Genomic DNA, 24,784 nt, shown 5'->3' on the forward strand with positions numbered 1-24,784 from the left:
CTCCGAAATAGTCGTTGATTAAGGTCGCGCTTTCACAGCGTCGGCGAGCATGTCTAGCATCTGCACAGTGTCATCCCAGCCTAAACATGGGTCGGTGATGGATTGACCATAAGTGAGATTGTTGAGGTCACACATGGATTGGTTGCCTTCGACAATAAAACTTTCGGCCATAATACCGGCAATCTGATGCTTTCCTGAACGGATCTGCTCACAGATGTCCTTTGCCACATCCAGCTGTTTGCGATGCTGCTTTTCACAGTTGGCATGGCTGAAGTCGACCACAAGACGCTGCGGTAAATCAAATTGAGCGAGTTGCTCACAAGCTTGCGCGACCGATGCCGCATCAAAGTTCGGCCCTGTGTCACCACCGCGAAGAATGATATGGCCGTATGGGTTACCGCTCGTGCGATAGACCGTCATGCGTCCATTTTTGTCTGGCGAGTAGAAGTAGTGCGAGGCCATAGAGGCACGAATCGCATCGATGGCGATTTTAACATTGCCGTTGGTGCCGTTTTTGAAACCGACAGGGCAAGAGAGGGCAGACGCCATTTCACGGTGAATTTGTGACTCTGTCGTGCGCGCGCCAATCGCACCCCAAGTGATTAAGTCAGCGATGTACTGGCCGGTGATCATATCTAAGAACTCAGTGGCGGTTGCCAAGCCAAGTTTATTAATATCAAGCAGGAGTTTACGTGCTTTGTTAAGACCAGTTTCCAGCGCGTACGAACCGTCTAGGTTAGGGTCTGTAATTAAGCCTTTCCAGCCTACGACGGTGCGCGGTTTCTCGAAATAAGTGCGCATGACGATAAAAAGCTCGTCTTTATATTGCGCTTGAATCGTAGACAGACGCTGTGCGTAGTCGATCGCCGCCTCTGTGTCGTGTACCGAGCACGGGCCAACAATTACGAGTAGGCGAGAGTCTTCACCAGTGAGAATTTGTTCAATTTGACGGCGCGAAACAGCAATACGCTCGGCGACATCATCAGTAATCGGGTGGGCGCTTCCAAGTTCTGCCGGAGTTGGCATAGGGCCTAAAGGCTGCGTTCTTAATTCATCGGTTTTTAATGGCATACCAGAGCCTGTTCTTTTTATTGCGAAGCGCTAAAGATAACGGAAACGAATCAAGTAATAAACTACTTATCCTGAAACTCTTCAAGTGCGAAGCGTAGATCTGAAAAACTATTCAAAAATGTTAGTTTTAAATTCTGTTTTGCCCTTGTCTTCACTGGCGCGAGTCGGTATGTTTCAAATATCACAATAATAATCTAAGTACGGAGCAGTAATGAGTTTATCCGGTTCAAGCAATTTGCATTCTGCATTGAGTAGTGGCGACGCCCTACCAAAGGTCGACGGTCAACAAGGTGGACAACACCTCTTTGTTTCCTTATCTGAGCTCATCCTAGAGCACATTTTTTACCATCCTAGCTTTGAGTCAGCCACATCGCCGCTCGATCCACTACAACGTAGCTCTATCGATGCGATGTTGGGTGAACAAGATCTCAAGACGCACTTTGTTTCTACCTTGGTCTCAATCATCTCTGACGCCATCTCCCCTGAGCACAAAGTTGTGCGTGTATCGCTAAGTAATGCGGACAGCCATGCAATGCGTTCGCTATTGGGTGGTGATGTGGAGCCTGAGGTGGTGAATCCAGCACTCGGTATGCGTGGCGTGTCTCGTTATGCCCAGCCAGAGTTTAGCGCCAGTTTTGTCCTAGAGTGCGATGTGATCAAAGCATTAAGAGTGCAAGGTCATCAGGTTGAGATTGTGGTGCCGTTTGTTCGTGCTTTATCTGATGCCGCGAAGATCATCGATTTGCTTGCCGAGCAAGGACTGCCGCGCGGCCTTGACGGGCTCAAGGTGCTTTATACTGTTGATGTACCGTCTTCTGCGCTGATGGCCGAGCGTCTATTGCACTATTTTGATGGCGTCATGATTAATTTGGAAAACCTAACCCAATATACGCTGGGTATCGATCGTCTAGACGAGACACTGCACTATTTGTTTGAACCACAAAGTGAAGCGGTGCTACAACTGATTGACATGACGACCAAAGCGGCAGAGAGCGTCAATAAGCCGGTAATCCTAACCAGCAGTGGCCTCTTGAACTACGCAAAAATCCAAGAGTATTTGGTCGAACGTGAACACATCGAACTTGTTGTGACGGTGTAACTGACTAAGTAATCTGAGTTATCTCACTATCTGAAAGTGCAATGTTAACAAAATGTTGACATTGCACGCCTTCCATATTCAACTGGTTCTAAATCCACTAGTCGGACCAGTCTATGTTAAGCCCTCTTACTAAAGCGAACTTTTACCTCAATTATTTTGGCTTTCTCAAAGTCCCCCTAATTTGGCTCTGTCGACCTAAAATTCTCCAACTGGATGAGCAGCGCGTAGAGGTAAAAATTCCACTAAAAAGACGGACTAAAAATCATCTCGGCAGTATGTATTTTGGTGTCTTGGCGGTTGGTGCTGACGTCGCAGGCGGTTTCATGGCGATGAGTAAAGCTCAGGCGCGAGGCAAGCAGGTGTCTCTGGCTTTTAAAGCGGTGGAAGGGCAATTCTTAAAGCGACCTGAGGCGGATGTCCACTTTGTCTGTGACGATGGGGAGCTGATTGACAAGATGCTTGATGAGACGTTCGCGACCGGTGAGCGTGTCAACCAAGCGGTGAAAATTACCGCCCTCTGCCCAAGCCTACATGGCGATGAGCCGATGGCGGAATTCTTACTTACTCTGTCACTAAAGCGAAGGGGTGAGTGAAGTCATCCACCTCAATTTGCTCAATCGCAACGATTTTGCTGCGGTTGAGCACGATTTTCCAACGGTAATAGTTTGGGTTTCCGTCGTGATTGTCTTCTTTGACAATCAAGTTGAGCAGGTGACGCTTTTCAACGGATTCGCGGCTCACCTGACTGTTGTTCAGAGTATAAATTTTGTTTGAGCCCTTATCCATCAAACGGGTAAACGGTCGCATGCTGAGTAACAAGGTTTCGCGCGTTTCTTCATAACCGCTCATAAACTTCGATGTAGTCATCTCCGTCTCTGAACGATAGTGTAAAATTTGTTCTTCCCGTTGGACGACGCGCTTTTTGCGAATCGACTTGATGCGGTCGGGAAGTTTGTCGAGCCCAAGATAATCAAGCCATTCGAGTTTTTGCCCGACGGTCTTTTTGGTTGTCGGATCCAGGTAGGTTTTACGCCACTTAGGTCGGCCACGTCGAATCCAGCGCCACATGACGTCTCGAAGATCGTCTTTAAATATCTCGCGTAGCGCGTAGACAAATGACATCAAAATGATGAACGATGCGGTGATCTCACCCCAATAATCACGAGCCAGAATCGCGGTAATGGTGACAAACACCATCACAAACCCCGTTGCACTGCCTTTCACAATTCGCTTTAGATTGTTGCCCAATGATTGCGTTTTTTCTTGCAGGACGATGGGATGTTCTATCAAACGTCTTAATAAGCGCATTTTGTTACTCAAGCGGGTCACATCGCCTCTAACGCTTTCTGAGTTGTAGTTGTTGAGTTTTCGGTGCGCAGCTTCTTTCTCAACGATAGTGAGCAAGCGCTCTTTGAGCGTCTTGTATTCACTGTCACGTGGCATGTGGGCAACCAATGACATCAGCCTTTGCCCGGTGTACCAAGAGAGGTAGTTATCGATGTTGGCGTAGTAGCGTTTCAGCCCCTCTTCATACGGAATACTCCGACGCAGCTTTTTCAAAATATCGAGAGAGAGTTCGATGACTTCGTCTACTTCATCGGTGGTGACGGATTCGGAGTTGTGTTTGTTCAATTCGCTGACCGCTTTATCTAACGCAATCACATATTGGTAAGCGAACAAACTTAAACTGACGCGGTACTGAGTTGAAGAGAGTCGTCCTCGTTTGGCAAGTCGACTGTGCACGAGCGGAAGCAGAGTTTTATCACTGAAATAAGCGCGTTTTTGCGCCAGAGACTCGTAATAGAATTCACTCTCTTTGACGATGTCAGCGTTTAAGCCAAGCTCACCGGGAATGAAAAAGTAGAGGTCGAGATCCGACTTCTTGGTCGAAGCCATTGCGTGAGAAATTTTGAGAGTGATGCCATCTTGTTTGTCTACCGTGACCAAGAAAATCTCCATAAAGTTCAAATTAGCTGGCGAAAGCATATCAGAGATTGGGTATAATCGCCGCAAATTTAGCAAGAGACCGTTGAAATGATTAACGTTGGTAAGGTAAACCACTTAGAAATTGTAAAAAAAGCCGACTTTGGACTATTTTTGGATGCTGGAGAATACGGCACCTCTTTGCTGCCAAATCGCTTTGCGCCAAAAGACGCGGAAGTGGGCCAATTTATTGATGCGTTTCTCTACTTTGATTCCGACAACCAGTTGGTGGCGACGACTGAAACTCCGATTGCCGAAGTGGGCCAGTGGGGGCTGATGGAAATCCAAGGGGTCAACAGCACCGGTGCTTTCGCCAATTGGGGAATTAAAGGAAAGGATCTGTTGATCCCGTTCAGTGAGCAGCGTGCCCGCTTTAAAGAAGGTCAAACTGTGTTGGTGTACGTCTACACTGACAAAGCATCTGGGCGCATCGTCGGAACCACCAAATTCAACAAACTGCTGGATAAAACGCCTGCGCCTTATAGCAAAAACCAGCAAGTCGAGCTGTTGATTGCAGAGCGCAGCGACTTAGGCTTTAAAGCGATCGTTGAAGGCCAACACTGGGGCATGATCTTTAAGTCTGACGTGTTTGGAAAACTCTTTATTGGTAAGCGTCTTAAAGGCTACATCAAAGCGATCCGTGAAGATGGCAAAATCGATCTCTCGCTGCAAAAAGTCGGTGTAGGCAAAATGGATGACTTGAGTGAGAAAGTGCTTGAGTTATTGGAGAAAAAGGGCGGCTTTCTCCCTCTTAATGATAAGTCATCGCCAGAAGCCATTTTCTCAACGTTTCGAACCAGTAAAGGGACGTACAAGAAAACCATTGGCGGTCTTTACAAGCAAGGTCGTATTCGTATCGAGCAAGATGGGATTTATCTCGCTGATTAATCGACTTGAGAAAAAAAGGCCCGAAGCGGATCATGCTTTGGGCCTAGGGGAAGGGCTCCTACAGAGCCTGCGCTAACTGTCTGATATTCATCACCAATCAATACTTCAATTGTAGTTCAAGATAAGTATAGCGCCAGGCAATGACGAAATTTCATACCTTGGTTTAGGGATTAAAACAGATTTTTGTCTCTTACCAGCTCTCTAGGTAGGCCATTTTTGATTCGATTTCCGACCCATTTCCCGAGTCCAATCACATCGTTACCGTATTTGACCAGCACTTCACCTTTGCCTGTTTGCCCCGGTCTCACATCTCTTCCCATGTACCACTCTCTGGCGTCATCAATAGAAAGTTCGACACTGTTCGCTTCATTCCCCTTTGCCAGTGCGGTGGCGACTTGGTGTTGCCAGCGATAGCCTTTCTTATGCGCTTCGGCGATTTTTATTCCCATACGTGAAAAGCGCAGTTCGCCGAGCATTGGCTCGAGCGCATCGGGGAACAACCAAACATCGTTGTCACGCAGCCAAATCGTGGTGTGTTGAGGCAGCGAAACAGACAGCGCGTCTTGCAGTGCGCTAGCGATCGCTTGCTGCTCTTTTGCCGATGCTTTCTGAAACGGAAATTTACCGAGGCGTTTTTTTACATCAGGTGGTGTCGCAGTGCCAGTTTTACGTATTTTTGCCACAAAGAATCCTTCACAGTCATAGACTTGAGGGAATATGTGCAAAAAGCCTTCGGCGGTTAGCGCTTCGTCAGCACCCGGGAATAAGGATTCAAGGCTTTCAAATTCCACCAACTCGCCAAAGGTTAACTTTAAGTGCTGGCAGACTTGCTGGTTCTCTTCCACGCTGAGCGTACAGGTCGAGTAGACCATGACACCGCCCGGTTTTAGGGCGTGAAAAGCACTTTCGATCAGATCTTTTTGCGTCTCGGCGATGGATAGCACTGACGCTTTACTCCAGTTTTTCATCGCTTCGGCATCTTTGCGAACCGTACCTTCGCCAGAGCAGGGTGCGTCGATGAGAACGGCATCGAACTGCTCTGGCAGCCAACCACCAAACACGCGGCCATCGAAGTTGGTCAATGCGGCGTTACGAATACCGCAGCGCTCAATATTCGCATGGAGTACTTTCACGCGGCTAGCGGAAAACTCGTTCGCCACCAATACACCTTCATTGTCCATCAGCGCAGCGATTTGTGTCGTTTTTGACCCCGGTGCCGCCGCCATATCGAGCACCGCCTGAAAGGTGTCATCACCAGAAAAGAGCGCAGAGACAGGCATCATGGAACTGGCTTCTTGGATGTAAAACAGCCCCGACATGTGTTGAGCACGATTCCCCAGTGGCACGCGGGTTTCATCAGCATCAATCCAAAATCCTTCTTCACACCAAGGCACTGGGGTCAATACCCATCCTTGCTGCTCAGCCAGCGCTTTAAAATCGTCCACTGTGGTCTTGAGAGTGTTGACGCGGACACTTTTTCTAAGTGGTCGTTGGCAAGCGGCGATGAAGTCATCCATCGTCAAATGAGACGGAAGGATGGTTTGCATTTCAGCGAGAAAGTCGTCAGGGAGATAAACGTTTTGGTGCACTCTGCATCTCTAAGTAGAAAATTTGCCGAGAGTGTAGCAAAAACGCAGCCACTTGGCTGCGCTTTTACTGATGATAGGTGATAGGTCTTGGCTAAGGTTTTGGTATCACCGTTCGCCAGCTGCGCCAGCTCTCCTCTGCTTTCGGGTGTAGGTAGAAGGTGTGGCCATCTTGAGCTATCGGCTCGAGCTGTGCTTGTTGTGGTGTAGCAAAGGTGATCCCGCCTCGCACTATGCTTTCAACCGTACCTGCTTTGATATTGGCACCGGTTAGTCCAATCGAGACATCCACACCAGAGGTGTTCCAAAATACGCTATTACGGCGCACTAGGTAGGCGTATTCCGGCAGAATATCAATGTCGATATCGACGCGATCGGCAAATTCACCTAACGATACTGCTCGCACTTGGCCCACCTCGATCTCACGATACAAAATCGGGGTGCCACTGGTGACTGAGCCTCGGCTTTCGGTTTGCAATCTAAATTGCACACCCTTATGAATTTGAGGCGCAGTGTTAAGCGCGAACTGATGTTGGGGCTGGCCATTGCCAGGCTCAACATTGATACTTGGCGTGATCAGATTGTGGATGTTTTTTACTCCCGAGAGGCCAATCTCTGCCTGTGATTGCCAAAAGTGCGACCCTGAAACCGCAATGGTTTGGGCGTATTCCGGCAAGATGCGAGCTTGAATTTCAACGCCGCCCTTTGAGAACTCTCCGTTGGAAAATATGGGGGTGACAAGCGTGACTTCGCCGACTTGGACACCGTTGTAGTGGATAGGTGTGCCTGCTGTGATCGTTGTGCTGCCGTCAAAGTGCAAGGTGACACGTTGGCCGTATTTACGTGCGGTTTTGAAATCTTTGTACAGCAACCACTTGTCTTTTTGGCGGTTGTCGACCCCCGGCAAGGAATCAAAAGCAATCCCACCTTGGATGATGGTTTTCAGTGGCGCAGCGGTAATGTTGACTCCCGTTAAAGAGGCATCCACCTCGACGCCAGAGCGATTCCAGAACACGGTTTGCTCACTCAACAGGTGTTTGTATTGATTTTCGATATTCGCATCGATGATCACACCACCGTCAACCAAGCGAAAATCCGAGACGCTGCCGACTTGCAAGTTGCGATAAAGCAGTGGGCTACCTTTGCTTATTGAGGGCAATTCGGGGGCAAACAGTGTAAGGGTTTGCCAGCCAGAGACATTGTATTTGGCAAGCTCAGCCAAAGACTGACTCGCATACAGCGGATAGCGCTCTTTGGCTTCACCACTGCCTTCACTGACAAAACTCACCGAGCCTGTCAACAGCTGTTTAGCCGGCGGAACAGAGATGTTGAGTCCAGATTCGGTGAGCTCAGCGCTAGCACTGCCGGTGACAAAAAATCGGTTTTGAGAACGGATTAATTCGGAATATTCCGCGTCAATCAGCAGGTCGAAAATGACTTGATCATTAATGAGTGATACCTGCGTGATGGAGCCAACCGTGATGCCTTTATAGAGGATGTTCGCCCCGGCATCTAATCCAAACGAGTTGTTGGACGTCAGTTGCAGCGCAATTGAACGTGCTTGCTGCTTGTTAAATTCAAATTGACGCACGGCGTTAAACTGCCTTGCGCGCTGACCATCTCCGGGGATCAAGGTGAGGTAATTACCTTGGACTAAGTTAGCCAAGTTTTCCACACCCGATAGCGAGACTTTCGCCTCTTCGAGAACAAAACGACTGCCGGTGGTGAGCATATCGCTGAATGCTGGTTGAATCGCGGCGGAAGCGATGATTTTTTCGCGTCCTTCACTGAGCTGCAATCCGGTAATCTGCCCGACCTCAATACCACGGTACATAATGGGCGCCCCTGAGGCCTTGATATGGTTGTCGTCAGGTAGCGCAATTTGGATGGCAATACCGCGTCCAGCGGTCTTTAGGTCACGGTACAAACGAAACTCTTCGTTGTCTTCGACGGGCTCTCCGCCATCGGGGGAGTCAACTGCAATAGAACCGCTGAGCAGGGCGCTCAAGCTTTCCAGGCGCACATCAACCCCTTCAAAGCCAATATTGGCGCCAATGCCACTGACGTTCCAAAAGCGGCTCTGATTGGTAATGATGTGGCGATATTGCTCGCGGATTGACGCTTTGATGAGAACGTTCTTCGCGTCGTCATCCAATTTGTAGCTGTAGACTTCGCCAATTGGGATTTTTCGATAGACGATCTGTGATCCGATAGAGATTCCACCCAGATCGCGCGATTTCAAGGTGATGTTTAACCCTTGACGTGCGAGAAGATCGGACGGGGCGCGATCCAGCGCGGTATAAACACTCTTAGGTTCAGACGCTTCATCACCGGGTTGAATCGCAATGTAGTTCCCTGAGACCAGAGCATCCAAACCGGAAATGCCGGAAAGGCTGGCGGTCGGTTTGACCATCCAAAAACGCGTATCTTGACCAAGTAACTGAATCGCTTCGGGATAGATGTCGACATCCACGTAAATGTTGTCCAGATTGCTCGACAGGTTGATGTCGCGCACCATGCCCACTTCGAGCCCTTGGTAGCGAATGGTGGTGCGCCCGGCGACCAAACCTTGTGCATCAGAAAAATAGATCTGCACGCGCTGGCCTGCATCCTGTATGGCTTTAAACACCAGCCAACCTGCCAGTGCCATGGTCAAAATTGGCAATATCCATAGCGGCGATAAGCCTTTATTGCGCTTAATATCTGGCGTGTAAGCATTCTGATTGGGCGAAGCATTACTCATGTGAAGGGGTGTCCTTGTAGGAGGTTTTAGGGTGGTTATCCCAAATGAGTCTTGGGTCGATACTGTCTGCGGCCAGCATGGTTAAGATGACCACGATACCAAAAAAGACGGCGCCGTACCCTGGGGTAAAATTCAAAATTTGGCCACGGTCAACCAAGGTCATCATGATGGAGATAACAAACAGATCCATCATTGACCAGCGGCCAATCCACTTGACGATAAAGTAGATTTTCATTCGATAAATATGATTGATCGAACGTTGAAAATGGATGGCGAGCAAGATGTACGCTAAGCCGAGAATCTTTGCGACCGGAACGACAATACTTGCGATGAAAATGATGGCCGCAATGCCCGCCATATCATTGTTCACCAATGAAGCAACGCCCGAGAAGATGGTGTCTTCTAAACGTTGTCCGTTGGTGATTAATATCGAGATCGGGATCAGGTTGGCGGGAAAAATCGCTATCGTTGCCGCCACCAAGTAAGCCCAGGTTGTTTGGACTGAGCGCGGTTTACGATGATGGATAGGTTTTTCGCAGCGGCGACAGTGCGTACCTTCTGGCTGTGACAAGTGGCAATGGTGGCAGTGGAGCGATTTTTCGCCCAGAGTTAATGTCTCTTCAGGCAGGTAGGCTTCCCAATAACGTCGGATACTAATCCGAGTTAAGAGTAGCACGGTCGCTAACTGCAATAGCACTAGGCCATAAAGCCCGACACCGACGAAGATGTCTGAATAGTCTTGCAACTTGAAGCAAGAGATCGCAACGCTAACCAGAAAGACATCAATCATCACCCAATGCTTGAGTGCCGCGATGGTTTGCAATGACCACTTAAGTAAAGAGAAGTGGCGCTTGGCGAGGGCAATGTGGGCAAGCAGAACGCTCGAGCACACCAAAAACGGCGCAATCGAACTGCAAAAAAACACCAGCAGTGCTAACCATGTAAAGCCTTCATCAATGAGCGCGATAATACCGGCCGGGAGTGTCGCTGGGATCATGACACCAAACAACCGGATACTGATGAAGTCAAAAAAGTGCGAGGGAATAAACAGCATCAAACAGGTGATGGCGATGGCTAAGTTGCCAGAGAGAGAAGGGGTGCCACCCCGATAGAGTTGCGTTCCACAACGCGGACAAAATGCGCTCTTTCCTTGTTCTACCTCACAGGTGTCCACTGCGAGCTCGCAGCCATGACAAAGACGAACTTGGCGAATCTCGCTAGTGTGAGAGTGGAGCGGCGAGGCGCGTTTCATTGAGCGCCTCTTTGTGTGACGTTGTCACTGTAAAGGCGCGGTTTAGGCGTGAGTTTGTACAGCGCCGTAAAGCGTTTGATATAAACCTTGCTGTTCGACCAGTTCGCCATGTGTCCCTGCCTGAGTGACTTGTCCATCTTCTAAAACGTAAATCAGATCCGCCTGTTTTACGGCAGATAAGCGATGAGCAACGATCAGAGTTGTGCGTCCCTTCAAAAATTCCGTCAAAGCACGGTGGAGGGCGGCTTCCGTTGCGGTATCCAACGCGGACGTTGCTTCGTCCAAAATAACAAATTTTGGATTGCTCAGCACCATGCGCGCAATGGCCAACCGTTGGCGCTGTCCACCGGACAAACGAATCCCGTTGCGGCCCACTTGCGTCTCGAGACCCTCACTGAGTTGACGAATGACATCGTGCATTTGAGCAATCTCAAGGGCTTGCCACAGCTGCTCATCCGGGTAGTCTGAGCCAAGGGTCAGATTATGCCTCAGGCTATCGTTAAATAGTATAGGTTGTTGTAATACAACAGCAATTTGATCTCTAATGATATCGAAACTGATATCCTGGCATGGCTCACCATTGAAACGAATGATGCCAGAGTCCGGTTGATAAACACCGATTAACAATTGAATTAAGGTAGATTTCCCCCCGCCACTTGCTCCAACCAGTGCGACTTTATTGCCTGCCGGAATGGTGAGCGATAAATCGCGTAACACCTTGTTTTCCTCGTTATAAGCAAAGTTGACCTTTTCTATCGAGACGTCCACTTCTCGGTCTGGCGTGAATGGGTTGACGGTTGACACAGGGCGCTGTTCTTCGCCAACACTCAATAGGGTATTGATGCGAGTCAGTGCTGCTTTTGCGCTGTACCACGAAAACTGAATGCCCAACAACTCTTGCACAGGGCTGAGCATAAACCACAGATAGCCAAACACTGCGAAGATTTGACCAATCGTCAGGTCGCTAAACAGCACCATAAGCATAGCGACAGCGCGAAACAGCTCAAAGCCAAGTAGGAACAGTAAGAAGGAGACACGCCCTGCCGCTTCCGATTGCCAGGCGTACTTGTCAGCATCGGATCGGATTTGATCGGCGTGTTCGGTTAACTGTTTGAGATACGCTTTTTCTTTATTTGCGGCACGCAATTGATAGATGCCATCGAGTGTCTCTATCAACCGATTTTGAAAGCGCTCGAACGATTGGTTTTCGCGCTTTTTAAGATGTTTCACTTTGCCGCCCAGCAAGCGGGAGAAGTAAATGACCACCGGATTAACCAGTAAGATGAACAGGCCCAAGCGCCAATCTAACCAGAGCAAAACAACAGCGGTGCCGAGTACGGTCAGTAGGCTTATCAGGAACTTGCTTAACGTAGAGCCAATAAACTGGTCAATGGTTTCAACATCGGTAATCAAGTGGGCATTGATGCCGCCACTGCCTCTTGTCTCGTACTCCTTCATGCTGATGCGACCCAATTTGTCGATCATCTTACGTCGCATTTCAAAAGTAATGGTTTTGGAGACCAGAGTGAACTGACGGCTCTGAACTATGTTCAGCGCCTGGCTTGCCGTGCGCATCACAATGACCAGTAGTAAGGTCAACACTATATAGCCGGTAGGGGTATGAAAGTTACTCGGCAAGAGCCATTGCATGGCACGCAGCCCGGCTCCGGGTTGGTCTAATAGCACTTCATCGACCATCAATGGCATCAAGAGTGGGATAGGGACACTGATTAAAGTCGCAGCAATCGCCACCAAATTCGCAGCGATTAACTTGGTCTTATGAAGTTTTACTTGAGTTATCAACCAAGAACGGCTAATAGTGTTGGGATTATCAATCATTATAATGAGAATGCTTACTATTTGGTTTGTGCAAATTGTACGCACAAACCGTGTGGAAGTCTCTAGTTTTCAATCGGATGTATATACAATGAACATAGAACAATACCAACGTTTAACCAAGCAAGCGGTTGCACTTATCGAATCAGAAACAGACCTTATTGCCAATCTCTCCAATGTCAGTGCGCTATTGAATATGGAGCTGGAGAACCTTAACTGGGTGGGCTTTTATCTGATGAAAGACGGTGAGTTGGTATTGGGTCCATTCCAAGGCAAGCCTGCGTGTGTACGTATTCCCGTTGGTAAAGGAGTGTGTGGTACCGCGGTCGCCACTAACAGCGTTCAACGTATCCATGACGTACACGAATTCGAGGGCCACATTGCGTGTGACGCCGAGAGTAATTCAGAGATCGTGATTCCTTTTTCAATCAATGGTGAAATCCAAGGCGTGCTTGATATTGATAGCCCGAGTGTAGGGCGTTTCAGCGAAATTGACGAGCAGGGGCTAACATTTTTGATGACTGAAGTGGAAAAGCTGCTTAATTCGCACGCTATCGCGGCATAATTTGCCTATTGGCTGTGGTTTTTCATTTGCAGGTCACTATAATACCTCAATTAAAACTCTTAATGCTCGCGGACAAGCCGCAATAACCAGGAATCCTCATGGAAAACACTGAAAAGTTAAAAAACAGCAAAGAAGTGATTGCATATATTGCTGAATGTTTCCCTAAGTGCTTTACTTTAGAAGGTGAAGCAAAGCCGCTTAAAATCGGTATTTTTCAAGATCTTGCGGACCGTCTCAATGACGACCCAAAAGTGAGTAAGACCCAGCTTCGTGCAGCGTTAAGACAGTACACTTCATCATGGCGTTACCTACATGGTGTTAAGCCAGGTGCAGTACGTGTAGATTTAGACGGTAACCCAGCGGGTGAACTGGAAGAAGAGCACGTTGAACATGCGAAAACTGCACTAGCAGAGAGCAAAGCAAAAGTTCAGGCTCGTCGTAAAGAACAAGCTCAAAAAGCGCGCGAAGAAGGGAAGGCTAAAGCGAAACCGGCAGCGAAAAAGCCGCAGAGCCGCCGCCCACAACAAAGTAAAGAACAGAAAGCCAAACAGCCTGTAGAAACGCGCGCATTGAATGCAGACGAAATGACCGTCGGCAACCAAGTGAACGTGAACATGGGCAAAGGAAATATGGCTGCGACTATCGTTGAAATCAATAAGGAAGATGTGCGCGTCCAACTGTCTAACGGCCTACAAATGGTTGTGAAAGCGGAGCACTTGCGCGCATAAAGGAGAATCTCCTACGCATGAAATGCCGTTCAAAACTCTCGCTGATTGCTGCTGGCCTCTGGCTGGCAGCGTCTTCAGCCCATGCTCTTGAAGCTAAACTGAGTCTAAAAGACTTACCCGTACTCGCTCCCGAGACTCAACACGAAACTGCCAGTAAGCGCGTGACTTCTCGATTCACACGCTCTCACTACAAACATTTCACTCTCGACGATACCTTCTCTCAAGCCATTTTCGATCGCTACATCGAAATGCTCGACTACAACAAAAATATCTTTACTCAAGCGGATATTGACTCGTTCAAAGAGTGGGCGGTAGGGATTGACGATCAGCTCAAATCCGGCAACAACCAAATTGCGTTTGATGTCTATAACTTGTCGATGAAGCGTCGTTATGAACGTTTTCAAACTGCTCTGGCGCTGCTTGATGACGAAATGACGTTTGATGTCGATGAAAGCATTGAGCTTGACCGCAGCAAAGCCGCTTGGCCAAAAGATAAAGCTGAGTTGGATGAGTTGTGGCGTAAACGTGTTAAGTATGATGCATTGAATCTCAAACTCACAGGTAAAGAGTGGAAAGAGATCAAAGAGGTGCTTGAGAAACGTTACAACAATGCGCTTAAGCGTCTCAGCCAAACGCACAATGAAGATGCCTTCCAGTTGTACATGAATGCCTTTGCGCGTGAAGTTGACCCGCACACCAGTTACCTCTCTCCGCGCAGTGCTGATCAATTTCAAACTGAGATGAATTTATCGCTCGAAGGAATTGGTGCAGTGTTGCAGATGACTGATGACTATACTGTCATTCGTTCATTAGTGGCTGGTGGACCGGCATCGAACAGCAAGCAGTTGTCCGAAGGGGATCGTATTATTGGTGTCGGCCAAGATGGTGAAGCGATCGTTGATGTTATCGGTTGGCGCCTTGATGATGTGGTTCAATTGATCAAAGGGCCGAAAGGCACTAAGGTGAATTTGCAAATCTTGCCTGAGGGTAAAGAGGCGAAATCGCAAGTCATTACTATCGTGCGCGACAAAATTCGTTTAGAAGATCGTGCGGTCAAATCAGAAGTGATTGAGCGTGATGGTAAGAAGATTGGTGTGCTCGAAGTGCCGAGTTTTTATGTCGGCCTATCTAAAGATACCGACGAGCAAATCTCCCAACTGAAAGCGAAAGGTGTCGATGGCATCATTGTCGATCTCCGCAACAACGGCGGCGGTGCGTTAACCGAAGCCACTGCGCTATCTGGTCTCTTTATTACTAGCGGTCCGGTGGTGCAAGTTCGCGACAGTTATGGCCGTGTGAACGTGAATGCAGACACAGACGACAAAATCAGCTACGACGGACCGATGACGGTATTGATTAACCGTTATAGTGCGTCCGCGTCAGAAATTTTTGCCGCTGCGATGCAAGATTACGGCCGAGCGATCATTCTCGGTGAGAACTCATTTGGTAAAGGCACTGTGCAGCAGCACCGCTCTCTCAACCATATCTACGATTTGTTTGATAAAGAGTTGGGCTACGTGCAGTACACGATTCAAAAATTCTATCGAATCGATGGTGGCAGTACGCAAAACAAAGGTGTAGCACCTGACATTCCTTTCCCAACCGCTGTAGACGCGGATGAAACCGGGGAGAGTGTCGAAGATAACGCTCTACCTTGGGATAGTATTGATCGCGCCAATTACACCGTGTTAGCACGTAACGATGCCTTGATTTCTGCATTAGACGACAAGCACAAAGCGCGTATTGCCAACGATTTAGAGTTCGGTTTTATCGCGCAAGATATTGAAAAGTATCGTGCTGAAAAAGATGACAACGCTTTGTCTCTCAATGAAAAAGTGCGTAAAGCGGAGAGTGAACAGGCAGATAAAGAACGCCTGGCTCGCATCAATTTACGTCAAAAAGCATTGGGTGAGGAGCCGTACACCGATCTTGACGACTTACCCAAAGACTACGAAGCGCCTGACGCTTATTTGGATGAGTCGGTGGCGATCATGGTGGACATGTTGAAGTTGCAGTAAGTCGGCATCTTTCCTGTTACCTGTCTTGTAATCCACAAATAACACCAAGCGAGCCTATGTGCTCGCTTTTTTTGTGCAGACAATTAATGTGATTTGGATCTAATTTTTCGCGTATTCGTAAAACCCTACCTAAGCTTTAAGAAAAGAGTGAGGGATGCGTGATGAAATGGATCGGACTAATTCTTTTAATGGGTAGCGCGTGGGTCAGTGCAGAAAGGCTCTCGCCCGAAGTACACGACAACAGTGATCTTACTCAATTTGATCACCCTTTCTTGTTGGGGGACTGGTATCTCGTCAATCCGAGTCCTGATGAATCAGCAGAAAACTTTCTCGCCATCAAGCTTTCGTTAAGCTCTAACTATCAGTTTCAAATCGACATTCAGAAGCGAGACTACTCGGTGGATCATTGGCAAGGTCTCTACACAGCCAACGATGATACCCTAATACTCGGACTCAACTCTTCTGAGCCACAAGCGTACCGCTATTCGGGTAATCACCATTTGCTTAATCTCAACGGTGTGACATTTACTAAGGCGCTCTCCAATTCACTGGCTGGCATTTGGTCGAGTCAGAGTTTAGGCGGGCACGATGTCTCAGCCAGTGATGTTGATAAGATGGATTTAGTGCTGCAACCCGACTTTGTGTTTATGTTCCGTGTCAGCAACGATGAAGGAGATGAAGCGGTGCATCGCGGCGTTTATTACACAGAAGGTGAACACCTTGTACTTCTCTACGAAAATGGCGAGCACGAAACACGTTACGTACTCGACAGTGATACCTTGACACTTGAAATGGAAGAAGGGGCGCTTTATGCGGTGCTCGATCGCGTTCGCTAGTGATATCGGCGAATCGATGGGTGATATATAGACAAAATGTGTTCTACATGAATAAAAAGCGAGGTTATTGTCGTCAATACCTCGTTTTTTTGATTGGCTAGAGGTAAGCTAATTACGTTTGCCCACGAGTGCTTGATGCCCGTGTTGGCTCATCTCATATTCAGTCAAAAGGATTCAGACATGGCTCAGACTCCACAAGCCAAATATCGCAAAGATTATCAATCGCCTTCTCATACGATTTCTACTATAGACCTCACCTTTGATTTGCATGATAACCAAACGGTGGTTACGGCTATCTCTAAAGTTCAGCAATGCAAAGAGAGCAGTACCTTACAGCTCGATGGTGAGAACTTAACTTTGGTTTCGCTGCAAGTGAATGGTGAGGTTTGGAGCGATTATCAGCAGACGGAGAGCACGCTGACCATCAACCAGTTGCCGCGCGAGTTTACACTGACCATAGTGACGCACATTGATCCTGAAGCCAATACCGCGCTTGAAGGCTTGTATAAATCGGGTGGTGCGTTTTGCACCCAATGTGAAGCGGAAGGTTTTCGTCGAATCACCTATTACTTGGACAGACCTGATGTGTTGGCCAAGTACACCACTAAAGTGATTGCAGACAAGGCGCAATACCCGTATTTATTGAGTAACGGGAACCGAGTGGCCGCTGGCGATTTAGATCATGGCCGTCATTGGGTTCAGTGGCAAGACCCACACCCTAAGCCGGCGTACCTGTTTGCTTTGGTCGCTGGGGATTTTGATGTTCTGCGCGACACCTTCGTGACTCGCTCTGGCCGCCCTGTCGATTTAGAGATTTTTGTCGACAAAGGCAACTTGGACAGAGCGCCTCACGCGATGACCTCCCTAATCAACTCAATGAAGTGGGACGAAGAGCGTTTCGGTCTTGAGTATGACCTTGATATTTACATGATTGTCGCTGTCGACTTTTTCAATATGGGCGCAATGGAGAACAAAGGACTCAACATCTTTAATTCCAAGTATGTGTTGGCCAATGAGAACACCGCGACCGATAGCGATTATCTTGGTATTGAAGCAGTCATTGGCCATGAGTACTTCCACAACTGGACGGGTAACCGCGTGACCTGTCGTGACTGGTTCCAACTCAGTCTCAAAGAAGGGTTGACCGTGTTCCGCGATCAAGAGTTTTCTTCTGATCTTGGTTCGCGCGCTGTCAATCGTATCAACAACGTACGCATTATTCGTGGACCCCAGTTTGCCGAAGATGCGAGCCCGATGTCTCACCCAATTCGTCCTGACAAAGTGATCGAGATGAATAACTTCTACACCTTAACCGTGTACGAAAAAGGCAGCGAAGTTATTCGAATGATGCACACGTTATTGGGTGAAGAGGGCTTCCAAAAAGGGATGAAGCTCTACTTTGAACGCCACGACGGCACGGCGGCGACTTGCGAAGATTTTGTTTCCGCCATGGAAGATGCATCGGGTGTCGATCTCAAGCAATTCCGTCTCTGGTACAGCCAGTCAGGAACGCCGACGGTCAGTGTGACCAGTGATTACGACAATGATGCTAAGACGTTTACCTTGCATGTCAAGCAATCGACTGAGCCGACGCAGGATCAGCAAGACAAACAAGCGTTGCACATTCCATTTGATGTCGAGTTGTACGCCCCAACGGGAGCAGTTGTTGAGTTACGCTGTAACGGAAAGCCGATTCATCACGTTCTCGATGTCACGCAAAGTGAGCAGAGTTTTGTATTCGAAGACGTCGCTGAGCGTCCGATCCCATCGTTATTGAGAGAGTTCTCCGCGCCAGTGAAGTTGGAGTATGATTACAGTGACGATGAATTAACCTTCCTTATGGTTCATGCTCGCAATGACTTCGCGCGTTGGGATGCAGGCCAAATGTTATTAGCAAAATACATTCGCAGTAATGTTGAACGTATTCAGCAAGGTAATCTCGATGTCACGCTACCGGATGCGCTGATTGATGCGTTCCGCGGCGTACTCTTGTCTGATGTTCTTGAACCTGCGTTTATTGCAGAGATGTTAGCGCTGCCAAGTCACAATGAAGTGTCAGGTTGGTACAAGCAGGTCGATGTGGATGCCATTGCTGCGGTACTTAAAGGCATTAAAGTTCAACTTGCACAGCAGTTAGAGGATGAGTTCAGTGCGCTGTACCATGCTCTAGTGCAAAGTGACTATCGAGTTGACCATCAAGCGATTGGCCAACGTGCACTTAGAAACACGGCGCTAGCGTATTTAGCGTATACAGAGCAGGGGAATCGTCTCGTTGAAGCGCAATATGATCAGGCCAACAACATGACGGACACCATGGCGGCTATGACCGCAGCAAATAGCGCGCAGTTACCGTGTCGCGAGCGTTTAATGAGTGACTACAGCGAGCAATGGCAACATGATGGATTGGTGATGGACAAGTGGTTCATATTGCAAGGGACCAACCCAGCGGGCAACGCACTTGATGTGATCAGGTCGACTATGAATCACAGTGCGTTTAGCTTGAAAAACCCTAACCGTACGCGCAGTTTGATTGGTTCTTTCTTGAACATGAACCCTGTCGCTTTCCATGACAAATCTGGTAAAGGTTATGAGTTTGCGGGCGAAATCTTAAGAGAACTCAACAGCTCGAACCCTCAGGTGGCGTCGCGTTTGATTGATCCTCTGCTTAAGCTGGGTAAATACGATGAGCAGAGACAAGCGCTGATTCGCAAAGAGTTAGAAGCGCTGAAATCGATGGATAACCTTGCCAAAGACTTGTTCGAAAAAGTCAGCAAGGCGCTAGAAGCCTAAGTCATCCACTACCCAACAGTAGCACGTAATTGTGCTACTGTTTATTTATACAGTAATGCATTAATAACTCATGAACCACTACTATTTCTCGCTCAATATCTCTTATCAATCGTTTCTAAACCACTACAATGGTGCGGCGAGCCAGATATTGGTAACCACGGACAATGGACTTCGTTTGCAACTGCCAGCGATGCGTTTTCGACCGTTTGTCAGTCAAATCGGCTTGAAAGGACGATTCAGATTAACAACTGACCAAAATAACAAGTTTATTAAGTTAGAAGTTCTGTGAGAGATTGATTTCATAGAAGTTTAAATAGAACCTTAATCACATTCTCAAACATTTCACCTCCTACCACTCCTAAAAGAATTAACCATTTATCAATAAAGCTTTTACAATAAAGCGGCATTACCCGTGTAAAGCACTATTCTTACAACTAAAGAACGATGCTTACGACATCCCCCTACTTAAAAAAATTCTAATAGTGGAGTGTGAATATGACCGCGCGTGAAACCCTAATGCCGGTTCTGCTTGAAAAAGTCTACAAGCTGATTCAAGACAAACTCGAGCTTGCTCATCAACCTTTAGTCACTCAACTTGCTCAACACCTGTTCAGTAATATTGCTCAAGACGACCTGATTGAACGAAACGAATCGGATCTCTACGGTGCGGTCGTCAGTTTGTGGCATCACATCAATGAAAAGAAACCCGATGAGATATCGGTTCGCGTCTTTAACCCGACGGTAAGCCGTCAAGGTTGGCAATCGACGCACACTATCGTTGAAATTGTCGTCCCCGACAGTCCATTTCTTGTCGACTCAATCAAAATGGCGCTGAGCCGTTTAGACATGGCGTCACATCTGATGTTGCATGGTCCAACGCAAATCGAACGCGGTGCCAAAGGGGTGATTAAATCGATTAATGAGGGTGAGGGCGCGTTGCAATCGCTGTTTCATATCGAAGTGGATAGACTCAGTGACAAATCGGCGATGACGTCACTCAAAGATGAGCTGATCAAAATTCTCACCGATACCGGTATGGTGGTCAAAGATTGGCGTCAAATGGTTGAGAAACTTGAATTAGTGACCAACCAACTGGAAGCACAAAAAGAGCGTATTCCCGTCGAAGGGGATCGCTATGAAGATACACTGAACTTTTTGCGTTGGCTTGGCGATCACAACTTCACGTTCATGGGTTACAAAGAGTATGACCTCGTCTCTACAGACGGCGATACAGAACTGCGCCCAACCAAAGAACAAGGTCTGGGCTTGTTTGCCAATCCGGATCGTGTGCGCAGCGTGAAACTGTCTGACTTCCCTGATTCTGCGCGCCTCGAAGCGAAGAAACCCTTTTTATTGATTGTGACCAAAGGAAACGTCGCTTCTCGTATTCATCGTCCTGCGTATACCGATTACATCGGGATCAAAAAATTTGATGAGAATGGCAAAGTGGTTGGTGAGCATCGTTTCACTGGGCTTTACACTTCTGCGGTGTACAACCAAAGTGTGGCGAGCATTCCACTGATTCGTGAAAAGGTCGAGCGAATCCTCAAAGCCAGCGGGTATCGCGAAGGTTCCTACTCATACAAAGCGCTACACAATATCCTAGAAAACTATCCGCGTGATGAACTGCTCCAAGCCAAAGAAGAAGAGTTGCTAGAAGTCGGTATGGGCGTGGTGCAGATGCAAGACCGTGACTTGCTGCGTCTGTTTGTGCGCAAAGACCCGTTCGGTCGTTTCTTTAGCTGCATGGTTTACGTGACAAAAGATCGTTACAACACCGAGCTGCGCCGACAAACTCAACGCATCTTGAAACAGTATTTTGGTTGTGAGCAAGAAGTGGAGTTCACCACTTACTTCTCTGAAAGCCCACTGGCAAGAACCCACTACATCGTTCGTGTTGACAATAACAACATGGACATTGATGTGAAAACAATAGAGCAAAATTTAATGGAAGCATCGTCGACTTGGGATGATCGTCTCTCTGATGCGATCGTTGCGAACTTTGGTGAGAGTAAAGGGTTGCCGTTGTCGAAAGAGTACAACCGCGCTTTCCCAAGATCCTACAAAGAAGATGTGATGCCAGGCTCGGCCGTCGCCGACATTGAACGCCTCGAAGCGCTCAGTGACGACAACAAACTGGGCATGTTGTTCTATCGCCCGCAAGAACTGGCCAAAGATTCGAAATCGGTGAGACTCAAACTTTACCACCGTGATGAGCCGATTCATCTTTCGGATGTCATGCCGATGTTGGAAAACTTGGGGCTGCGCGTCATCGGTGAATCTCCGTACGAAGTGCACAAAGCTAATGGACAAGTTTATTGGATCCTGGATTTCTCGATGCTGCATAAGAGCGAGAAAACCGTTGATCTTCGCGTCGCACGCGATCGTTTTCAACAAGCCTTTGCGTCAATCTGGGCGGGAGACCTAGAGAGCGATGGCTTTAACCGATTGGTTCTTGGCGCTTCGCTAACTGGTCGTGAAGTCTCGATTCTACGCGCTTATGCTCGATACATGCGTCAAGTCGGCTTCCCATTTAGCCAACAGTACATTGAAGAAACACTGAGTCATTACCCTGATCTTGCCAAAGGCCTAGTCATGCTGTTTGCTAAGCGCTTTGATCCTAAATTCAAAGGTAGCAAAAAAGGACAAGCGGACTTAGTCGAGAAAATGACTGAGCAGCTTGATCACGTTGAAAGCTTGGACGATGACCGCATCATCCGTCGTTACATGGAAATGATCACCGCGACGGTTCGGACCAACTATTATCAAGTGGATGACCAAAACCAGCCTAAACCTTGGCTCTCGTTAAAACTTCAGCCGCGTAACATCCCAGATATTCCTCAGCCGGTTCCGGCCTTTGAAATTTTCGTTTATGCGCCGGACATTGAAGGTGTTCACTTGCGTGGCGGAAAAGTCGCGCGTGGCGGCTTACGTTGGTCGGATCGTCAAGAAGATTTCCGTACCGAGATTTTAGGTTTGGTGAAAGCGCAGCAAGTGAAAAACACCGTGATTGTGCCGGTGGGCGCGAAAGGGGGCTTCGTCTGTAAACGTCAACACACACTGAGCGGTCGTGACGAAATCTTTGCTGAAGGTCAGCGCTGTTACAAACGCTTTATTCGTGCACTACTTGATGTGTCTGACAACATCATTGAAGGGGAAGTCATCGCGCCAAGTCATGTCGTGCGTCATGATGAGGATGACCCGTATCTTGTTGTTGCAGCGGATAAAGGCACCGCGACGTTCTCGGATTTGGCGAACTCAGTCTCCGCAGAATATAACTTCTGGCTAGGGGATGCGTTTGCTTCAGGGGGGTCGAACGGTTACGACCACAAAGCAATGGGCATTACGGCCAAGGGTGGTTGGGAATCGGTCAAACGACATTTCCGTGAAATGGGCATCAACTGTCAAACGACGGATTTCACCGCGATTGGTGTGGGTGATATGGCGGGGGATGTGTTTGGTAACGGCATGCTGCTATCGAAGCATATCCGCTTGCAGGCTGCCTTTAACCATTTGCATATTTTCATTGACCCTGATCCTGATTCTGCGAGCAGTTGGGAAGAGCGCCAACGTTTGTTTAATCTACCGCGTTCAAGTTGGGAAGATTACAATCCGGAACTTATCTCCAAAGGCGGCGGTGTGTTCTCACGCAAGTCGAAGTCTATTCCTCTTTCCCCTGAGATCCAAAAAATGCTAGGGGTGAAGAAAGCGTCGGCAGCACCGAATGAACTGATCAAACTGATCCTGCAAATGAAAGTCGATTTGTTGTGGAACGGCGGTATCGGTACTTACGTGAAATCGTCTAAGGAGACGCATTCGGATGTTGGTGACCGTGCGAACGATGTATTGCGTATTGATGGACGCGATCTGCGCGCTAAAGTGGTCGGTGAAGGTGGCAACTTGGGCATGACTCAACTCGGTCGAGTGGAGTACGCGTTGAAAGGTGGCCGCGTCAATACTGACTTTGTTGATAACGTCGGCGGTGTTGATTGCTCGGACAATGAGGTCAACATTAAGATCTTCCTCAACGGATTGGTGGCGAATGGTGACTTAACGGTTAAACAGCGCAATCAAATCCTAGAGTCGATGGAAGATGAGGTCGGTGAGATTGTCCTTGAAGATGCGTATTGCCAATCTGAATCGATCTCTGTCACCGAACACCAAGGCACATCACTGGTTAAGGAACAAATTCGCTTCATCCATACGTTAGAAAAAGCGGGTCAACTGGATCGAGCGTTAGAGTACATTCCTGACGATGAAACCTTATTAGAGCGAGAAAAGCAGGGTAAAGCACTGACTCGCCCTGAGCTCTCTGTGCTGGTGGCGTATGGCAAGATGGTTCTGAAAGAAGAATTGGTGCATGACGACATTGCCAATGATCAGGTGCATGCGCAGCAACTGATCCAATACTTCCCAACAGAGTTACGCCGTAACTATGATCAGCAGATGGACAACCATCCACTGAAAGCCGAAATCATTGCCACCATGCTCGCCAATCAAATGGTGAATGAGATAGGGTGCAACTTTGTGACTCGACTCCGTGAGGAGACGGGAGCACATGTCGTCGATATTACCAATGCGTATGTCGCCGCACGTGAGATCTTCGGTTTGGGTGAGGTGTTCACGCAACTTCGTGCTCTTGATAACCATGCCTCGACCGACGCTCAGTATGACATGATGTTTTATGTCAGACGTACGCTGCGTCGTCTGTCACGTTGGTTGATCCGTAATCGTACTGGTCGCCAATGTGTCAAAGCCATGATTGATCTCTATAAAGCAGACGTAGAAACCATCAAACAGCAACTTGATACCATGTTGGTTCCGGCGGAAGTGGAAGAGCACAACCAGATGGCAAACCGTTGGATTGAGCAGGGCGTATCCGAAGCGTTGGCGAGTTATGTTGCGCGTTTGTCGAGTCTATACTCAGTACTGGATATATCTACAGTGGCTCGTGAAAAAGGCAAATCGGTTGAGCAAAGTGCAAAACTCTACTACAACTTGGGCGATCGTTTGTCTCTCCACTGGTTCTTGAAACAAATCAATACTCAAGCCGTGGACAACCATTGGCAAGCCTTGGCTCGCGCAGCATTTAGAGAGGATCTTGATTGGCAACAACGTCAGTTAACTGGGCAAGTGTTGAGTTGCAACTGCGATCCGAAAGATCTTGATGTAATGAAAGCACTCGAAGACTGGATTGAGAAAAACGAAGTGTCGCTGCATCGATGGGAAAATATTCTCAACGAGTTTAAAGTGGGGGCAGTCCATGAATTCGCCAAGTTCTCAGTCGCATTGCGTGAATTGATGCTCCTCAACCTAAACTGCTCTGCCAATGAGTAACCGTTTGCGTTAATCGTTGAATTATTCGGTAAAACGTTGAATAATACTGCCC

General features: G+C 48.0%; 16 protein-coding genes. 10 read left to right on the forward strand and 6 right to left on the reverse strand.

What is annotated here, in order from left to right; all coding sequences use genetic code 11:
• Positions 1-18: 18 nt before the first annotated feature.
• A complete protein-coding gene (locus tag AC6R1O_RS15200; protein ID WP_500633280.1) occupies positions 19-1,071 on the reverse strand; it encodes a 3-deoxy-7-phosphoheptulonate synthase in 1,053 nt (350 codons plus the stop codon).
• A 211-nt stretch (positions 1,072-1,282) separates the two neighbouring features.
• On the opposite strand from AC6R1O_RS15200, the gene AC6R1O_RS15205 reads away from it, so the two are divergent.
• Together AC6R1O_RS15205 and AC6R1O_RS15210 are read left to right on the forward strand one after the other, a co-directional pair.
• On the forward strand, positions 1,283-2,170 hold the full coding sequence (locus AC6R1O_RS15205; protein ID WP_500633281.1) for a putative PEP-binding protein: 888 nt from the start codon (positions 1,283-1,285) through the stop codon (positions 2,168-2,170).
• A gap of 113 nt (positions 2,171-2,283) precedes the next feature.
• Entirely contained in the window at positions 2,284-2,763 is a 480-nt protein-coding gene (locus tag AC6R1O_RS15210) for a PaaI family thioesterase (RefSeq protein WP_487902009.1), read from the forward strand.
• Here AC6R1O_RS15210 and AC6R1O_RS15215 read toward each other — a convergent pair.
• Positions 2,732-4,117 (reverse strand): hypothetical protein, encoded by a 1,386-nt coding sequence (locus AC6R1O_RS15215; protein ID WP_500633282.1) that lies wholly within the window; start codon positions 4,115-4,117, stop codon positions 2,732-2,734. The two genes, AC6R1O_RS15210 and AC6R1O_RS15215, sit on opposite strands and share 32 nt — an antisense overlap.
• A gap of 87 nt (positions 4,118-4,204) precedes the next feature.
• Here AC6R1O_RS15215 and AC6R1O_RS15220 point away from each other — a divergent pair, with 87 nt between their 5' ends.
• The gene (locus AC6R1O_RS15220) at positions 4,205-5,041 is read left to right on the forward strand and encodes a CvfB family protein (protein WP_334555391.1); all 837 of its coding nucleotides are present in this window, start codon (positions 4,205-4,207) and stop codon (positions 5,039-5,041) included.
• Between the two features lie 170 nt (positions 5,042-5,211).
• On the opposite strand, the gene rsmF is transcribed toward AC6R1O_RS15220, so the two are convergent.
• The 4 genes from rsmF to AC6R1O_RS15240 all read right to left on the reverse strand — a co-directional run bounded on the left by rsmF (position 5,212) and on the right by AC6R1O_RS15240 (position 12,461).
• The gene (gene rsmF, locus AC6R1O_RS15225) at positions 5,212-6,630 is read right to left on the reverse strand and encodes a 16S rRNA (cytosine(1407)-C(5))-methyltransferase RsmF (protein WP_500633283.1); all 1,419 of its coding nucleotides are present in this window, start codon (positions 6,628-6,630) and stop codon (positions 5,212-5,214) included.
• Positions 6,631-6,721: 91 nt separating this feature from the next.
• Entirely contained in the window at positions 6,722-9,370 is a 2,649-nt protein-coding gene (locus AC6R1O_RS15230; protein WP_500633284.1) for an MlaD family protein, read from the reverse strand.
• A complete protein-coding gene (locus AC6R1O_RS15235; protein WP_500631047.1) occupies positions 9,363-10,622 on the reverse strand; it encodes a PqiA/YebS family transporter subunit in 1,260 nt (419 codons plus the stop codon). The genes AC6R1O_RS15230 and AC6R1O_RS15235 overlap by 8 nt, the downstream gene beginning before the upstream one ends.
• A 42-nt stretch (positions 10,623-10,664) precedes the next feature.
• The gene (locus tag AC6R1O_RS15240; protein ID WP_500633285.1) at positions 10,665-12,461 is read right to left on the reverse strand and encodes an ABC transporter ATP-binding protein; all 1,797 of its coding nucleotides are present in this window, start codon (positions 12,459-12,461) and stop codon (positions 10,665-10,667) included.
• Positions 12,462-12,549: 88 nt separating this feature from the next.
• Between AC6R1O_RS15240 and AC6R1O_RS15245 the strand changes: the two genes are divergently transcribed.
• The 7 genes from AC6R1O_RS15245 to AC6R1O_RS15275 all read left to right on the forward strand — a co-directional run bounded on the left by AC6R1O_RS15245 (position 12,550) and on the right by AC6R1O_RS15275 (position 24,732).
• Entirely contained in the window at positions 12,550-13,023 is a 474-nt protein-coding gene (locus AC6R1O_RS15245) for a free L-methionine (R)-S-oxide reductase MsrC (RefSeq protein WP_334555386.1), read from the forward strand.
• Between the two features lie 98 nt (positions 13,024-13,121).
• Entirely contained in the window at positions 13,122-13,751 is a 630-nt protein-coding gene (proQ, locus tag AC6R1O_RS15250) for an RNA chaperone ProQ (RefSeq protein WP_334555385.1), read from the forward strand.
• A 17-nt stretch (positions 13,752-13,768) separates the two neighbouring features.
• Positions 13,769-15,769, forward strand: coding sequence for a carboxy terminal-processing peptidase (gene prc / locus AC6R1O_RS15255; RefSeq protein ID WP_500631049.1), 2,001 nt, complete (start codon positions 13,769-13,771; stop codon positions 15,767-15,769).
• Positions 15,770-15,930: 161 nt separating this feature from the next.
• Positions 15,931-16,605: a hypothetical protein gene (locus tag AC6R1O_RS15260; protein WP_487902002.1), complete on the forward strand. Its 675-nt coding sequence runs from the start codon at positions 15,931-15,933 to the stop codon at positions 16,603-16,605.
• Between the two features lie 180 nt (positions 16,606-16,785).
• Complete coding sequence (pepN, locus tag AC6R1O_RS15265) at positions 16,786-19,395, forward strand: aminopeptidase N (RefSeq protein ID WP_500657324.1); 2,610 nt, start codon at positions 16,786-16,788, stop codon at positions 19,393-19,395.
• Positions 19,396-19,465: 70 nt separating this feature from the next.
• Positions 19,466-19,684 (forward strand): DUF2835 domain-containing protein, encoded by a 219-nt coding sequence (locus AC6R1O_RS15270; RefSeq protein ID WP_334555382.1) that lies wholly within the window; start codon positions 19,466-19,468, stop codon positions 19,682-19,684.
• Between the two features lie 206 nt (positions 19,685-19,890).
• Positions 19,891-24,732: an NAD-glutamate dehydrogenase gene (locus AC6R1O_RS15275; protein WP_500657325.1), complete on the forward strand. Its 4,842-nt coding sequence runs from the start codon at positions 19,891-19,893 to the stop codon at positions 24,730-24,732.
• Positions 24,733-24,784: the final 52 nt, after the last annotated feature.

The sequence above is a fragment of the Vibrio sp. R11-SG3-ISO3-SZ genome, assembly GCF_059834345.1.

Coding starts and splice junctions, on each gene's coding strand:
- AC6R1O_RS15205 (WP_500633281.1), top strand. CDS start 1,283: ATGAGTTTATCCGGTTCAAGCAATTTGCATTCTGCATTGAGTAGTGGC.
- pepN (WP_500657324.1), top strand. CDS start 16,786: ATGGCTCAGACTCCACAAGCCAAATATCGCAAAGATTATCAATCGCCT.
- prc (WP_500631049.1), top strand. CDS start 13,769: ATGAAATGCCGTTCAAAACTCTCGCTGATTGCTGCTGGCCTCTGGCTG.
- AC6R1O_RS15275 (WP_500657325.1), top strand. CDS start 19,891: ATGACCGCGCGTGAAACCCTAATGCCGGTTCTGCTTGAAAAAGTCTAC.
- AC6R1O_RS15220 (WP_334555391.1), top strand. CDS start 4,205: ATGATTAACGTTGGTAAGGTAAACCACTTAGAAATTGTAAAAAAAGCC.
- AC6R1O_RS15200 (WP_500633280.1), bottom strand. CDS start 1,071: ATGCCATTAAAAACCGATGAATTAAGAACGCAGCCTTTAGGCCCTATG.
- AC6R1O_RS15240 (WP_500633285.1), bottom strand. CDS start 12,461: ATGATTGATAATCCCAACACTATTAGCCGTTCTTGGTTGATAACTCAA.
- proQ (WP_334555385.1), top strand. CDS start 13,122: ATGGAAAACACTGAAAAGTTAAAAAACAGCAAAGAAGTGATTGCATAT.
- AC6R1O_RS15230 (WP_500633284.1), bottom strand. CDS start 9,370: ATGAGTAATGCTTCGCCCAATCAGAATGCTTACACGCCAGATATTAAG.
- AC6R1O_RS15260 (WP_487902002.1), top strand. CDS start 15,931: ATGAAATGGATCGGACTAATTCTTTTAATGGGTAGCGCGTGGGTCAGT.
- AC6R1O_RS15270 (WP_334555382.1), top strand. CDS start 19,466: ATGAACCACTACTATTTCTCGCTCAATATCTCTTATCAATCGTTTCTA.
- AC6R1O_RS15210 (WP_487902009.1), top strand. CDS start 2,284: ATGTTAAGCCCTCTTACTAAAGCGAACTTTTACCTCAATTATTTTGGC.
- AC6R1O_RS15235 (WP_500631047.1), bottom strand. CDS start 10,622: ATGAAACGCGCCTCGCCGCTCCACTCTCACACTAGCGAGATTCGCCAA.
- AC6R1O_RS15245 (WP_334555386.1), top strand. CDS start 12,550: ATGAACATAGAACAATACCAACGTTTAACCAAGCAAGCGGTTGCACTT.